Raw genomic sequence first — 13,031 nt, forward strand, 5'->3', positions numbered from 1 at the left:
CCGGTTCAATAGCGGGGAAAGCGGGCGAATTATAGAGGTAATTGCCATGCAATGGGCGCGCGCAGCATACCGTGTTGCAGGTTTATCGGTGATAAATGTTTAGCAAAACCGCGCATGCGCGGCTGAGGCCGCAGTTAATGCGCGGAGAATGTGCCTTGTTGGATACCAGCTGCTTAGTTGACGTGCATTGCTGCGGGCTACTGCTCCAGCGCCTGCCCCCACACCGCAAATTCATTACCGCTGGGTTCGATGAAGTGAAAACGGCGGCCACCGGGGAAGCTGTAAATGGCTTTGTTGATCTGCCCGCCAGAAGTGCTGACCTTGTTCAGTGTCGCTTCCAGGTCATCGCTGTACAGCACTACCAGCGCGCTGCCGTTGGCGGTGGTGGCGGCCATATCGGCGCGATAAAAGCCACCGTCCAGGCCGCGTCCTGAGAACGCGCAATAGTCCGGGCCGTAATCATCGAAGGTCCAGCCGAATGCGCGATTGAAGAAGGCTTTGGTTGCTTCAAGATCGCGCGCGGCAAACTCGACGTAATTGATTGTCTCGTGGCTGGGCATTTCAGCTCCTTTGGCTGAGCGTATGAAGGTCTTGTCAGTAAAGGGTATTTTCCTTCAATCCGCACGCGCGCAAGGCCGTTACCGTGAGCGCCTGATAACCACGAGTGAGGGGAGTGTATGAGTATCTGGGTGTCGATGGCCGCATTTGCGCTGGCCTCATCAATCACACCGGGGCCGGTGAATATCGTCGCACTGAGCGCGGGCGTGCAGTTTGGACTGCGGGCCAGCTTGCGCCATGTAACCGGCGCCACGGTTGGCTTCTGCCTGTTGCTGGTGTTGATCGGTTTGGGGCTGCACGAGGTATTGCGCGCCTGGCCGCCGCTGACCCGGTTCATTCAATTGGGCGGCGTGGCTTTCTTGCTGTTCATGGCCTACAAACTTGCGGTCGATGATGGACAGATCAGGCGTGACGAGAAGGCGAGTGCGCCCTCAATGCTCTATGGCGCGACGTTGCAGTGGCTCAACCCCAAGGCATGGATGGCCTGCGTTGCCGGCATGGGCTTGTTTGTTGAAGAGGGAAATTTGCGTCAGGTTGCCGAGTTCAGCCTGATTTACTTCGCGGTCTGTTACGTCTCGATTGCCTGTTGGGCAGTGGCGGGCAGTTACTTGCGCGGCGTGCTTGAAACACCGGCGGCAATGCGCCTGTTCAACCGGCTGATGGCAGCGCTGTTGGTGGCTTGCTGCGTGTATTTGCTGCTGAGCTGATTCAGCCGCGATATTGCCCGGGCGTCGCCGCCAGGTGCTGTTTGAAGGTGCGTTGCAGGTGCGCCTGATCGGCAAAACCGGCGGCCAGCGCCGCTTCGGCAATCACCTCGCCGCGTTGCAGTAAACGCTGCGCCAGTTGCACGCGCTGATTGGTCAGATACGCGTGCGGAGTCATCCCGAAATGCTGGGCAAAGGCGCGGATCAGGTACGAGCGTGAAAGCCCCGCGACAGCACAGATTTGCTCAAGGCTCAGCGGCTCGGCGCAATGGGCCTGGATATAGTCGGCGGCGCATTGCAGCTTTGCATGCACGGCAGATGTGAGTTCAGCGTCAGGCTCATTTGCCGTCAGTTCGCCGTGCATTTGCACAAAGAATTGCTCGGCGGCGGTGTGTTTTTGCGCTGTGCTCAGCGCCGCGTCAGTTAACTGCATATACAGCTGGTTCAGCGCGCTAAACAGCTGTTGTGAGTGAGTAAGAATCGGCTTGTAAGGTTGAAAACAGTGCGCGGCCGATGAGTCGAGCTGCGCCTGTATGGCGGCCAGCCATTGGCAGTCGACGTAGAACATCCGGTACGACCAAGGCTCGCCATCAATCGGATTGCAGGCATGCACCACCTGCGGATTCATCAACACCACGCAGCCTTCGCTGATCACTTGCTGCTGGTCACCGCTAATGTAGGTGCACTGGCCCGAGGTGATGGCGCCGATTGAAAAGTGCGCATGCGCGTGGCGCGCATAACAGACCTTGCGGCCATCGAGAATTGACCGCGCCTCGATAAAGGGCAGCGCTGCGGCTCGCCAGAATGTCGGCACGGTCAGGCTCATGGCGCTTACTCGGCAATCGCGGCAATAACCGACACTTCAACCAGCAGTTCCGGGCTGGCCATGCTCGCCTCGACACAGGCGCGGGCTGGCGCGAAGCCTTCTGGAACCCAGCTGTCCCATACGCTGTTCATTCCGGCGAACAAGCTCATGTCCTTGATGTACAGAGTGGCGGAAAGGATGTGCTTGCGGCTGCTGCCAACCGATTCCAGCAGCGCATCGACCTTGGCCAGCATGGTCCGGGTTTGTTCCTCAATGCCCGCCGTGCGGTCTTCTGCAACCTGGCCGCAGAGATAGGCAGTGTTGTTGTGGACAACTACGCGGCTCATGCGGGCAGAGGTTTCGTGACGGCTGATGTTCATGGGATTCCTTATTTTTAAGCAGGGTCAATCAAGGCCACAGATGGCGATTTACACCAGTATTCTGCAGGCCTGCGAGCCCCTAGTCTAATCGGCAAACAGGGTGAATGACGAACCGGCTTTGGGTTTAAGATAAGCCCTCGCCAACCATGGAGTCATTTATGTCTGGGTCGCTGCCTGCTGTAGCTTTTGCCGGAATAGGCCTGATGGGCCTGCCAATGACCCGCCGCTTGCTTGCGGCGGGCTATCCGTTGACGGTGTGGAATCGCTCGCCGGACAAATGCCAGCCGCTGCTCGATGCCGGTGCCCGCGCCGTCAACAGCCCGGCCCAGCTGTGTGACGATGCCGAGATCATCATGCTGTGTCTGGCCGATACAAGCGTGGTGCGCGAGGTGGTATTTGGCCCGGGCGGCATTGTCGAGAATGCCAGGCCCGGCCAGTTGCTGGTGGACTTTTCCAGCCTTGAGCCCAGCGCAACCCGGCAGATGGCCGCCGAGCTTGAGCAGCGCACCGGCATGCGCTGGGTGGATGCGCCAGTATCCGGCGGTACGCCGGGCGCTGAAAACGGCACGCTGGCGATCATGGCCGGTGGCCGCGTGGAGGACATCGAACGGGTGCGGCCGCTGCTCGATAATTTAGGTCAGCGCCTCACGCGCATGGGCGATGTTGGCGCCGGGCAGGTGACCAAGGTCTGCAACCAGATGATCGTCGCCTGCAACGCGCTGGTGATCGCCGAGGTCGTGGCCTTGGCGGAAAAATCGGGTGTCGATGCCACGCTGATTGCCTCGGCGTTGGCCGGCGGTTTCGCCGACTCCAAGCCACTGCAGATTCTCGCACCGCAGATGGCCAGCAGCGAGTTTGAGCCGATCAAGTGGCATGTGCGTACACTTCTCAAAGACCTCGATACAGCGGTCAAACTATCCCGCGAAACCGCGTCGTCTACGCCCGCGACTGGCCTGGCTGCGCAACTGATGCGCCTGCATGCCAGTCAGGGCAACGCGGCGCGAGACCCATCCACCCTGATTGAAATGTACCGGGAGCCGAAGGCATGAAAATCGCTGCAAACCTGTCGATGATGTTTACCGAAGTCCCGCTGATCGAGCGCATTCTGGCCGCTCGCGTGGCTGGCTTTGACGGTGTCGAAGTGCAGTTCCCGTATGAAGTCCCGGCGATTCGCTTCAAGGAGGCGCTGGAGCGTGCAGACATGCCGCTGGTGCTGATCAACTTGCCAGCCGGTGATTTCATGGATGGCGGCGCTGGTCTTGCCGCCGTGCCGGCACGCCAGGCCGAGTTCGATGCGGCGCTGGAGCAGACGCTCAGCTACGCCGCGATGGTGCGTCCGGCCTCGGTGAATATCTTGCCGGGACGTCTTGCTCAGGGCGTCAGTCGTGAGCAGGCGCTGGCCACTCTGGGCGCCAACCTGCGCAAGAGCGCAGAAGCGTTTGCACAGCTGGGCATTAAACTGGTCGCAGAGGCGATCAATCCGCTGGATATGCCAGGCTTTCTGATCAACACGCCGGAGCATCTGGATGAGTTGATTCGTCTGGTTGATCATCCCAACTTCATGGCCCAGTACGACCTTTATCACATGGCGCGGCAGGGCATTGCGCTGGACGCCGGAGTTGCCTTGTTGGCCGGGCGAATTGGCCACGTGCAATTTGCCGATTGTCCGGGACGCGGGGCACCTGGGACCGGTGAGGTCGATTTTGCACCGGCAATGGCGGCGCTGAAAGCCAGTGCTTATCAGGGTTGGATCGCGGCGGAATATCGTCCCGGCGATGCGGGCACGGCGGCGAGTCTGGGCTGGTTAGCTGAGTGGCGCAAAACCCTCGTCAGCTAAGCCTGCTGCGGTTATTGGGTTGAGGCGACCACGGTCACATTGCCGGCCTCGACCCGATTACGTCCCAGCGCCTTGGCGCGATACAGGCGCTGGTCGGCCTGCTGGATCAGTTCGTCAAGGTTTTGCCCCTTTTGCCATTGGGCCACCCCGAAGCTTGCGGTGAACGACACCTCAGGCGTGATCGGCGTATTGGCGATCAGGCTGCGCAGTTTTTCAGCCATGCTGCTGGCTTGCGAAAGATCGGTGTGCGGCATCAATAACAGGAACTCCTCACCGCCCCAGCGGCAGAGGCTGTCCGCTTCGCGCAGGTGCTGCTGGAGCAGCTCGCTGAGGCAGGCCAGGGTTTGATCGCCAACCTCGTGACCGTATTGGTCGTTAATGGCCTTGAAGTGATCGATATCAAAAAACAGCAGGCTCAGAGCAAAGTCGTAGCGCTCGGCACGGCGGATTTCGATGTTGGCGACTTCCTCCAGCTTAAGGCGATTCCACAAGCCGGTAAGGCGATCGGTATTGGCCAGTTTTTCCAATTGCTGGTTGGTTTTCAGCAGTTCGTGCTCAACCTCTATCCGCGCGGACACCTCTCGGCGCAGGCGGCGTGTCAGTCGCGCCAGACGCAAGGCAAATGCGCCCACCAACAATAACACCAGCAGGCTGGCAGCGAGCAAGGCATACAAGCGGCTGTAATCGACGGGTTCTTTGTGGTGATAAATGAATTGCTCAAGGTCGAGCGGACCATCGGCCATGCCCAGCTCTTTATAGCTGGCGGCGATGGTTTTCCAGCGTCCCGGGTTCATGTGGCCGATTTGCACCAGTTCCGGCATCACCAGCTCGCGGATTGCCTCGGCTTCAAAGCGCAGGTGCTCAAGGCTCTTGTTTGGCGCGTATTGCGCGTGGATAACCGCAACCGTTTCTTCGATATGATCCAGCGCGTATTGCCAGCCCTGCAAGCTCGCACGAACAAAGGCGTCGACCATCTCCGGGCGTTGCTCGATCAGGGTTGTGCGCGTGGTAAGGATGTCGTTGTAGAAGTTGACCCCGTATTCGCGGGGCCGGATCAGCCGGTACGGCACACCTTGTTGCTCGAGCCAGAAGGGCTCGTTGGTGCTGTAGCCGTCGTAGGCATCAATCTTGTGATCGATAAGGTCCTGTGGATTGAAACTGGCGTTGGTGATGTTCAGGTTGTTGAGGCTTATCCCTTCGCGCAACAGGGTCAGGCGCAGCTCGGCACTTTCCGGCAAGGGCAGCAGCATCAGGCGCTTATCGGCAAGGTCCAGCGGCGTGAAAATATTTGAGTCCGCCAGCACAATCCAGGCGCTGGGTGAGCTTTGCATGATCGCCGCCAGTGCAACCACCGGCTTGCCTTGCATGTGCGCGATCACCAATCCACTGTTGGCGACGGCAAAGTCGCTTTCGCCGGAGAGCATGCTGTCGATGGCCTTGGGCGCATTCGGCCCACCCTCAACGATATCCACATCCATGCCGGCCTCGCGATAGAAGCCTTTTTCCTTGGCCATGTAATAGCCGGCAAACTGAAATTGGTGCAGCCAGCGGAGTTGCAGGCGAATAGGTTCTGCAGCGGCGAGAGGCGATGTCAGACAACAGAGCAGGACTGTTGTGATAATCAGCAGATTCCCGAGCTTGGTCGCTCGGCAGAAGCGGCGTATCGCGCTCATGGATTCCTTTCGCAATCGGCGAGTGTCGAGTACTGGTGTGCAGTGTGCCATCAAATGGGCATCATCTGAAAGCCAAGTGTAGAACACCCGCGCCTGTACTCGAGTCCGTTTGCTTGAACCTTGTAAAGAGACAGTCTCCATTAGTGCCCTAAAACCCTGAAAAAAACAAGGTTACTCGGGCACCCTGGACTGTTCTTTATCCCGCGACCAACACCCGAATGGCTTCCAGGCGCAGCGCTGCCTTGTCCAGTGCTGCCAGGCCTTTGCTGCGGATTTGGCGCAAGGTTTCCAGTTCGCTGTCGCGCACACTCGGGTTGACTGCCTGCAGGGCGGTCAAGCGGGCAAGCTCTTCATCGAGATCAGCCGCCAGACGATGTTTAGCGTCGGCAACACGCTCCAGATGGCGCGGTGAAACCTTGTCTTCGCCGACACTGATCTGCGGGTTGAGCGCATCACGCTGCGCCTGCACAAACTTGTTGGCGCTGGCGCGTGGCACGCTTTCGAGCTGGTCGTTGAGGGTTTCGAACGCCACCTTGCTGGCCAGATCATTGCCATTGGCGTCGAGCAGGCAACGCAATGCAGCGGGTGGCAAGTAGCGACCCAATTGCAGTGCGCGTGGCGCTACTACTTCACTGACGTAAAGCAGCTCAAGCAGAACGGTACCTGGCTTGAGGGCCTTGTTTTTGATCAGCGCGACGCCGGTGTTGCCCATTGAGCCTGAACGCACCAGATCCATGCCGCCTTGAACCATTGGGTGCTCCCACGTGAGGAACTGCATGTCTTCGCGGGCCAATGCCAGGTCGCGGTCATAAGTGATGGTCACGCCTTCGTCGCTGCCCAGCGGGAAGCTGGCATCGAGCATTTTCTCGCTCGGGCGCAGGATCAGGGCATTGTCGGAATGGTCTTCGCTGTCGATACCGAAAGCGTTGAACAACTGTTCCATGTAGATCGGCAGGGCGAATTGGTCGTCCTGTTCGAGAATTTCCTCGACCAGCTGCTCGCCTTCGCCAGCACCGCCCGAGTTGAGTTCCAGCAGGCGGTCGCGGCCAGCGTGCAGTTCATCTTCAAGGCGCAGACGCTCTGCTTTGCATTCGTCAGCCAGTTCTTGCCATTGGCCGTCATCACCGCCTTCAAGCAGTGGCAGCATGCGGCTGCCGAACTTATGCTGCAGCGCGTTGCCGGTCGGGCAAGTTGCGAGGAACGCGTTCAGCGCTTCGTGATACCACTGGAACAGGCGCTCTTGCGGGCTGTTTTCCAGATACGGCACGTGCAGTTGAATGCGGTGCTTCTGGCCAATACGGTCGAGACGGCCAATGCGCTGCTCAAGCAGATCCGGGTGAGCCGGCAGATCGAACAGCACCAAATGATGGGCAAACTGGAAGTTGCGACCTTCGCTGCCGATTTCCGAACAGATCAGTACCTGAGCGCCAAACTCTTCGTCCGCAAAGTATGCCGCTGCCCGGTCGCGCTCAAGAATGCTCATGCCTTCATGGAACACAGTCGCCGGGATGCCGGAGCGAACACGCAGGGCGTCTTCGAGATCCATGGCCGTTTCGGCGTGCGCACAAATCACCAGCACCTTGAACTTCTTGAGCATCTTCAGGGTGTCGATCAACCACTCTACGCGTGGGTCGATGCGCCACCAGCGCTGCTCGTCCTCAACCTCAGGCTGGGCCTGATAGCTGACCTCGGGATAAAGATCCGGGTGCTCGCCAATTGGCAGCTCCAGGTATTCGTCCGGGCTCGGCAGCGGGTAGGGGTGCAGTTCGCGCTCGGTGAAGCCTTGTACCGCCGCGCGGGTGTTACGGAAAAGCAGGCGGCCGGTGCCGTGGCGGTCGAGCAGCTCGCGCACCAGTCGCGCAGACGCCTCGGCGTCACCCTTGTTCACCGCATCCAGCAGCTCTTCGCCTTCGGCGCCGAGGAAGTCATGCACGGTTTTATGCGCACCGGCAGAGAGCTGGCCGTGGTCGAGCAGTTCTTGAACAGCTTCGGCAACCGGGCGGTAGTTGGCGCTTTCGGCGCGGAACGCTTCAAGGTCATGGAAACGGTGCGGGTCGAGCAGGCGCAAGCGCGCAAAGTGGCTGTCTTGTCCCAATTGCTCTGGCGTTGCGGTGAGCAGCAGGACGCCTGGGATAACCTCGGCAAGCTGTTCGACCAGCGCATATTCCGGGCTGCTTTTTTCCGGATGCCAAACCAGGTGATGGGCCTCGTCGACGACCATCAAATCCCAGCCGGCAGCGAACAATGCGTCTTGAGCTTTCTCGTCTTCACGCAGCCACTCGAGCGCGACCAGCGCCAGCTGGCAATCTTCAAACGGGTTGCTGGCATCGCTTTCGATGAAACGTTCGGCGTCAAACAGGGCGACGTCGAGGTTGAAGCGGCGGCGCATTTCGACCAGCCACTGGTGCTGGAGGTTTTCCGGCACCAGAATCAGGATGCGGCTGGCACGGCCCGAAAGCAGTTGGCGGTGAATAACCAGACCGGCTTCGATGGTTTTACCCAGACCCACTTCGTCTGCCAGCAGTACGCGCGGCGCAACCCGGTCGGCTACTTCGCGGGCGATGTGCAGCTGGTGCGCGATCGGTTGGGCACGCACGCCGCCCAAGCCCCACAGTTTCGACTGCAGTTGTTTGCTGGTGAATTCGAGCGTGCGATAACGCAGGCCGAACCAGGCCAGTGGATCAATCTGCCCGGCAAACAGGCGGTCGCTGGCAAGACGGAACTGGATGAAGTTGGAGAGCTGAGTCTCCGGCAGCGTAATGCTCTGATGCTGCTCATTGAGGCCGTGATAAACCAGCAGGCCGTCGATATCGTCGACTTCCTGTACGGTCAGTTTCCAGCCTTCGAAATGAGTGATCTCGTCACCAGGAGAAAAGCGCACGCGGGTCAGCGGTGCATTGCGCGCCGCGTATTGGCGTGTTTCGCCCGTCGCCGGGAAGAGCACAGTGAGCATGCGGCCTTCCTGCATGAGGATGGTTCCCAAGCCCAGCTCCGCTTCGCTGTCACTAATCCAGCGTTGCCCCGGTTCAAACTGCGCCATGCCTGTCTCCTGTGCGTGAAAAAGCCGACTATGGTAACGGAACCGAGACCCAAGACCCAAGGCGCATTATCAGATTCCGCTTATGATTAATGGCAAAAGTGTAGCGAGGCTCGACTCAAGTAGTGATCACCGGGGCCGACAGTCTGACAAAAGGAGAATCAATGCATGTTGCCGCCGATACCGCAGAGCCTGCCGCCCGTAACGGCGCAGCAAGATGTCAATAAACCCAAACCGGTGGTTGCCGCCGTGACGCCGGCTGCCGAGACGTCGAGCGAGAGCGCGTTGAATCTCGATAAGCGCCATCCTCAGGATGTTCAGGACTTATTGCGCGAAGAACAGCGTCGCCGCCAGCGTCAGGTTATGGACGCTGCGCCGGACGGCGAGGAAGAGGCCGAGTCGGCTGAACCTGTAGCTGAGCATCCACTAATCGAGGACGACTTGCCGCGTCAGGGCGTGTGGGTTGATATTGAAGTTTGAGGCCTGCAATTATCTCAAATCACCTGCAATTGCCGGGAACACCCATGAGTTTGTTTGACCAGAGCACTCTGCCGTTAGCCGATGGCGAGCTTGAATGGCACGCGCACTGGTTGGACGCGGAGCGTGCGAGTCAGCTATTGCAGCAACTGATCGAACAGACGCCCTGGCAGCAACCCGAACTGCAGCTGTACGGCAAGCGCCACCTCGTGCCCCGCCTGGAGGCTTGGTATGGCGATGCCGAGGCCAGTTACCGCTACAGCGGTTACACCCATGTGCCGTTTCCATGGACGCCGCTGCTCAGTGAGATTCGCCAGCAAGTGGAGGCCGCCGCAGGCCAGCCATTCAATGGGCTGCTGCTGAATTATTACCGCGATGGACAGGACTCAATGGGCTGGCACAGCGATGATGAGGCCGTGCTGGGGCGCAATCCGGTGATCGCCTCGTTGAGCCTCGGCGGCACGCGGCGCTTCGATCTGCGCCGCAAAGGCCAGAGCCGAATTGAACATTCGCTTGCACTTGAACACGGCTCGCTACTGGTCATGCGCGGCCCAACACAGCATCATTGGCAGCATCAGGTGGCGAAAACCCGCAGTGCGTGCGAGCCTCGCCTGAATTTGACCTTTCGTTTATTACGGTTACCAGCATGAGTGGCGACGATAATCTGATCGACTTTTCGACCGAGCGCAGCAAGCGCATCCATGACCTGCACGACAAAAAACTCGATGACATGCGCAAGGTCTTCGAGCAGGTGCTGCCTCTTAGCAAGGCTAAAAAGAAGCCGGGCAAGAAACCCAAGAAGCGCTAACTCCCTCATCTACCGCTGATTTTCTTGATCCAGATCAGTGTCTATAGCTTGCTCTCGCCAATGCCTGCGGCCTGTTGATCCAAGTCAAGTTTTGCTTTGCGCTGATCCTTTAACTTTAAGCCATCGAGACAAGGTTAGTCCTTAGGAGGCTTTTATGTTTTTTGATCATGTCGTTTTCGCTGGTGTTGCCGTGGTAGCGCTCATGTTCGTCTTCTTCGGCGGTGTCGGATATTTCATCTGGAAGGACGCTCACGACCACAAATAGGGTCTGGTTCTTCCGATCAAGAGCACGCAAGGCAGTTTGGGCGACTTCATTAAGTCGCCTATTTTTTTGGCTTTTTTCAGCACTCTTCGCCATGAAGTAGTGGCATTTCGCCGTGGCAGAACAAAAAGCCTGCGGCGGCATCTTTCCCTTCATATACTTCATTGTATATAGTTAGCAGGCTAATGGTTTGCTTGCTATCACTGTCGTTCTGGCCGTGATCCGCTACCTTCTTATTGTGTAATCCTATTGGTTCCCGCCATGCGCGATACCTTGTTGGCGCTTTTCGCGCCAAGAACTCAAGCGGTGCAATTCGCGATCAAGACTGTGCTTGGCGGTTTACTGGCGCTTTGGCTGGCCATGCGCCTTGGGCTCGAAGAACCCTCATGGTCGCTGATGACTGCTTTCATCGTGGCCCAACCGTTATCCGGCATGGTGGTGCAGAAGGGCTTGGCGCGTTTGGTTGGCACGCTGATCGGTACATCGGTTTCAGTGGTGTTCATCGCGCTGTTTGCGCAAACCCCATGGTTGTTTCTGGGGGCCTTGGGCTTGTGGTTGGCGCTGTGTACCGCTGCCGCCACCATGCTGCGCAGTGCCTGGTCGTATTCATTTTTGCTCTCGGGCTACACGGTGGCAATTATTGCCTTGCCTGCGATCTCGGTGCCTTTGACTGTGTTTGATCAGGCCGTGGCGCGCAGCACCGAAATTTGTCTGGGCATTATCTGCGCTACGTTGGTCAGCGCCATTCTCTGGCCGCAAAGGGTTGAGCACCAACTCGCCCAGCAAGCCCAGGTTGCCTGGCAGTCGGGGATCAACGCGGCGCGTCTTGCGCTTAACGGCGAAGCGCACGCCCGCAGGGGCTTGCTCGAGGTCCTGGGCCGGTTGGTGGCCGTGGACTCGCAGCGAGAACACGCCTGGTTCGAAGGCAATCGCGGCCGCCAACGGGCGGCGGCACTGCGGGTGTTGAGTCGTGACCTGCTCGGGGTCTTGCGCCTGGCCCGGGGTGTGGCGCGTCAATGGCGGCAATTGTCGTCTGAGCAGGCCGATGCCTTGCAAACCTGGCGTTCGCAAGTGAGTGAGGTGCTCCAGCAAACGCAGGTTGAGCAATTTCAGGTGCTGGCGGAAAAGCTCTCGAAAGAGGCGCTGGAGCCGCACTGGAGCGCCGAGCAGCAATTTTGTCTGGAGCGTCTGGCGCTGTTGATGCACCGGGTGCAAACCGCGAGCGAGTCGTTGCACGCCGTTGAGGTGGGCGTCGCCCCCGATGATGCGCCGGAGCCTTTGTCATGGCACCGCGACTGGCAGACTTCGGCGGTTTACGGGGCACGCAGTGCGCTGGCTTTCTTGTCGCTGTCGGCATTCTGGATCGCAACAGCCTGGACAGCGGCATCCGGCGCACTGTTGTTATGCGCGGTGGTTTGCAGCCTGTTTGCCAGCCGTGATAACGCGGCGCAAATCGGCATGATGTTTCTGCGCGGTATTCTCCTGGCGATCCCCGTGGCATTTGTGGCCGGCGAGTTGTTGTTGCCGCAGGTCACCGGTTTCCCCATGCTGTGTATCGTCATGGGCGCTCCTTTGTTCTTCGGCGCACTGGGCATGGCCAACCCGAAAATTGGCGCCACGGCGACCTCGTTCTGCCTGCATTTCATTGTGCTGATCTCGCCGCAAAACAGCATGGCCTACGATGTCGACTACTTCCTCAACAGTGCATTGGCCATGCTGATCGGGGTCGGTTTTGCGGTATTGGCGTTCAATCTGGTGACGCTGCGTAATCCGGTATGGCATGGGCAGCGCTTGCTCAAGGCCATTCGCGCGGATTTGGCGCGGCTGACCAATCGCCGCCTGGTCGATGCCGAGAACTGGTTTGGTGGGCGCATGGCTGACCGCTTGTTGCAGTTGGCGCGGCATTACCCGGCGCTGCCGGATGCAACACGCAGTCGCTGGGATGATGGTGTCGCCAGCCTTGATCTGGGGGATGAGTTAATCCACCTGCGCGGCTGCCTCGCGGCTGCGGGTTCCGGGCTGGAAGCGGTCGAGAGCGACTTCATGGCGTGTCTCGAAGAGTTCTTGCTCGATGGCCCGAACAATGGCCGTGAAGACGCACTGGAGCAGGCTGGTGAGCGACTGCTGGCCGCTATTCGCAGTCAGCCATCGCGGATTGAATTGCGTCTGGCGCAAGCTGCACTTTTGCAATTGCGCGGTGGCTGGCGGCACTGGCGCGCCATACAAGGGGAGGCTTATGGGGTTGCATGAATGGTCGGTGGGTGGCGTGCTGCTCAGCCCCTTTTTGATTTACGCGGTGCTGGCGCTGCTATTGACCGGCTTGCTGCGGTGGCTGTTGCAGCGTGTGGGGTTTACCCGCTGGATTTGGCACGAAGCACTGTTTGATTTCGCATTATTTATTTGCGTGCTGGCCGCGGTTGTAGCGGTGCTCGGGCACTAGTATTGGTCAACCAGGAAGCAACGCTGCGGCGTTGCCGAAGCAGGGGAGAA

The 13,031-nt window shown here is 59.1% G+C and carries 14 protein-coding genes; 9 read left to right on the forward strand and 5 right to left on the reverse strand.

All coding sequences use genetic code 11. The features are described 5' to 3' along the window. Positions 1-197 precede the first annotated feature (197 nt). Positions 198-560: a VOC family protein gene (locus PMYSY11_RS06455; protein ID WP_150548642.1), complete on the reverse strand. Its 363-nt coding sequence runs from the start codon at positions 558-560 to the stop codon at positions 198-200. 117 nt (positions 561-677) lie between these two features. Between PMYSY11_RS06455 and PMYSY11_RS06460 the strand changes: the two genes are divergently transcribed. Continuing rightward, on the forward strand, positions 678-1,265 hold the full coding sequence (locus PMYSY11_RS06460) for a LysE family translocator (RefSeq protein ID WP_069901478.1): 588 nt from the start codon (positions 678-680) through the stop codon (positions 1,263-1,265). 1 nt (position 1,266) lies between these two features. Here PMYSY11_RS06460 and PMYSY11_RS06465 read toward each other — a convergent pair whose 3' ends face one another. Both PMYSY11_RS06465 and PMYSY11_RS06470 read right to left on the reverse strand, forming a co-directional pair. Next, on the reverse strand, positions 1,267-2,088 hold the full coding sequence (locus PMYSY11_RS06465) for an AraC family transcriptional regulator (RefSeq protein WP_150548643.1): 822 nt from the start codon (positions 2,086-2,088) through the stop codon (positions 1,267-1,269). Positions 2,089-2,093: 5 nt separating this feature from the next. Next, the gene (locus tag PMYSY11_RS06470; protein ID WP_069901480.1) at positions 2,094-2,447 is read right to left on the reverse strand and encodes a RidA family protein; all 354 of its coding nucleotides are present in this window, start codon (positions 2,445-2,447) and stop codon (positions 2,094-2,096) included. Positions 2,448-2,605: 158 nt separating this feature from the next. On the opposite strand from PMYSY11_RS06470, the gene PMYSY11_RS06475 reads away from it, so the two are divergent. After that, on the forward strand, positions 2,606-3,496 hold the full coding sequence (locus PMYSY11_RS06475) for an NAD(P)-dependent oxidoreductase (protein WP_150548644.1): 891 nt from the start codon (positions 2,606-2,608) through the stop codon (positions 3,494-3,496). Next, positions 3,493-4,284 carry a hydroxypyruvate isomerase family protein gene (locus PMYSY11_RS06480; protein ID WP_150548645.1) on the forward strand — a complete coding sequence of 264 codons (792 nt, stop codon included), beginning with the start codon at positions 3,493-3,495 and terminating at the stop codon, positions 4,282-4,284. Before PMYSY11_RS06475 ends, PMYSY11_RS06480 begins: the two co-directional genes overlap by 4 nt. Before the next feature lie 11 nt (positions 4,285-4,295). Here PMYSY11_RS06480 and PMYSY11_RS06485 read toward each other — a convergent pair whose 3' ends face one another. Together PMYSY11_RS06485 and rapA are read right to left on the reverse strand one after the other, a co-directional pair. Further along, positions 4,296-5,957 (reverse strand): GGDEF domain-containing protein, encoded by a 1,662-nt coding sequence (locus PMYSY11_RS06485; protein WP_172970670.1) that lies wholly within the window; start codon positions 5,955-5,957, stop codon positions 4,296-4,298. Between the two features lie 196 nt (positions 5,958-6,153). Further along, positions 6,154-8,997 (reverse strand): RNA polymerase-associated protein RapA, encoded by a 2,844-nt coding sequence (gene rapA / locus PMYSY11_RS06490; RefSeq protein WP_150548647.1) that lies wholly within the window; start codon positions 8,995-8,997, stop codon positions 6,154-6,156. 165 nt (positions 8,998-9,162) lie between these two features. Between rapA and PMYSY11_RS06495 the strand changes: the two genes are divergently transcribed. The 6 genes from PMYSY11_RS06495 (at position 9,163) to PMYSY11_RS06520 (ending at position 12,981) form a co-directional block, all read left to right on the forward strand. Beyond that, entirely contained in the window at positions 9,163-9,474 is a 312-nt protein-coding gene (locus PMYSY11_RS06495; RefSeq protein ID WP_150548648.1) for an aspartate-semialdehyde dehydrogenase, read from the forward strand. A 44-nt stretch (positions 9,475-9,518) separates the two neighbouring features. Continuing rightward, positions 9,519-10,121, forward strand: coding sequence for an alpha-ketoglutarate-dependent dioxygenase AlkB family protein (locus tag PMYSY11_RS06500; RefSeq protein ID WP_150548649.1), 603 nt, complete (start codon positions 9,519-9,521; stop codon positions 10,119-10,121). Continuing rightward, positions 10,118-10,279, forward strand: coding sequence for a hypothetical protein (locus tag PMYSY11_RS06505; protein WP_090513485.1), 162 nt, complete (start codon positions 10,118-10,120; stop codon positions 10,277-10,279). The genes PMYSY11_RS06500 and PMYSY11_RS06505 overlap by 4 nt, the downstream gene beginning before the upstream one ends. Positions 10,280-10,433: 154 nt before the next feature. Beyond that, the gene (gene ccoM, locus PMYSY11_RS22025) at positions 10,434-10,544 is read left to right on the forward strand and encodes a cytochrome c oxidase subunit CcoM (protein WP_275941849.1); all 111 of its coding nucleotides are present in this window, start codon (positions 10,434-10,436) and stop codon (positions 10,542-10,544) included. A 258-nt stretch (positions 10,545-10,802) separates the two neighbouring features. Then, positions 10,803-12,791: an FUSC family protein gene (locus tag PMYSY11_RS06515; RefSeq protein ID WP_150548650.1), complete on the forward strand. Its 1,989-nt coding sequence runs from the start codon at positions 10,803-10,805 to the stop codon at positions 12,789-12,791. Continuing rightward, the gene (locus PMYSY11_RS06520) at positions 12,778-12,981 is read left to right on the forward strand and encodes a DUF1656 domain-containing protein (protein ID WP_069901489.1); all 204 of its coding nucleotides are present in this window, start codon (positions 12,778-12,780) and stop codon (positions 12,979-12,981) included. Before PMYSY11_RS06515 ends, PMYSY11_RS06520 begins: the two co-directional genes overlap by 14 nt. The last annotated feature ends 50 nt before the right edge of the window (positions 12,982-13,031 follow it).

This window comes from Pseudomonas marincola (genome assembly GCF_900682675.2).
GTDB classification, from domain to species: domain Bacteria; phylum Pseudomonadota; class Gammaproteobacteria; order Pseudomonadales; family Pseudomonadaceae; genus Aquipseudomonas; species Aquipseudomonas marincola.

Bases quoted from the DNA above. Each gene is read 5' to 3' on its own strand.
- PMYSY11_RS06455 (WP_150548642.1), bottom strand. From the start codon at position 560: ATGCCCAGCCACGAGACAATCAATTACGTCGAGTTTGCCGCGCGCGAT.
- PMYSY11_RS06460 (WP_069901478.1), top strand. From the start codon at position 678: ATGAGTATCTGGGTGTCGATGGCCGCATTTGCGCTGGCCTCATCAATC.
- PMYSY11_RS06465 (WP_150548643.1), bottom strand. From the start codon at position 2,088: ATGAGCCTGACCGTGCCGACATTCTGGCGAGCCGCAGCGCTGCCCTTT.
- PMYSY11_RS06470 (WP_069901480.1), bottom strand. From the start codon at position 2,447: ATGAACATCAGCCGTCACGAAACCTCTGCCCGCATGAGCCGCGTAGTT.
- PMYSY11_RS06475 (WP_150548644.1), top strand. From the start codon at position 2,606: ATGTCTGGGTCGCTGCCTGCTGTAGCTTTTGCCGGAATAGGCCTGATG.
- PMYSY11_RS06480 (WP_150548645.1), top strand. From the start codon at position 3,493: ATGAAAATCGCTGCAAACCTGTCGATGATGTTTACCGAAGTCCCGCTG.
- PMYSY11_RS06485 (WP_172970670.1), bottom strand. From the start codon at position 5,957: ATGAGCGCGATACGCCGCTTCTGCCGAGCGACCAAGCTCGGGAATCTG.
- rapA (WP_150548647.1), bottom strand. From the start codon at position 8,997: ATGGCGCAGTTTGAACCGGGGCAACGCTGGATTAGTGACAGCGAAGCG.
- PMYSY11_RS06495 (WP_150548648.1), top strand. From the start codon at position 9,163: ATGTTGCCGCCGATACCGCAGAGCCTGCCGCCCGTAACGGCGCAGCAA.
- PMYSY11_RS06500 (WP_150548649.1), top strand. From the start codon at position 9,519: ATGAGTTTGTTTGACCAGAGCACTCTGCCGTTAGCCGATGGCGAGCTT.
- PMYSY11_RS06505 (WP_090513485.1), top strand. From the start codon at position 10,118: ATGAGTGGCGACGATAATCTGATCGACTTTTCGACCGAGCGCAGCAAG.
- ccoM (WP_275941849.1), top strand. From the start codon at position 10,434: ATGTTTTTTGATCATGTCGTTTTCGCTGGTGTTGCCGTGGTAGCGCTC.
- PMYSY11_RS06515 (WP_150548650.1), top strand. From the start codon at position 10,803: ATGCGCGATACCTTGTTGGCGCTTTTCGCGCCAAGAACTCAAGCGGTG.
- PMYSY11_RS06520 (WP_069901489.1), top strand. From the start codon at position 12,778: ATGGGGTTGCATGAATGGTCGGTGGGTGGCGTGCTGCTCAGCCCCTTT.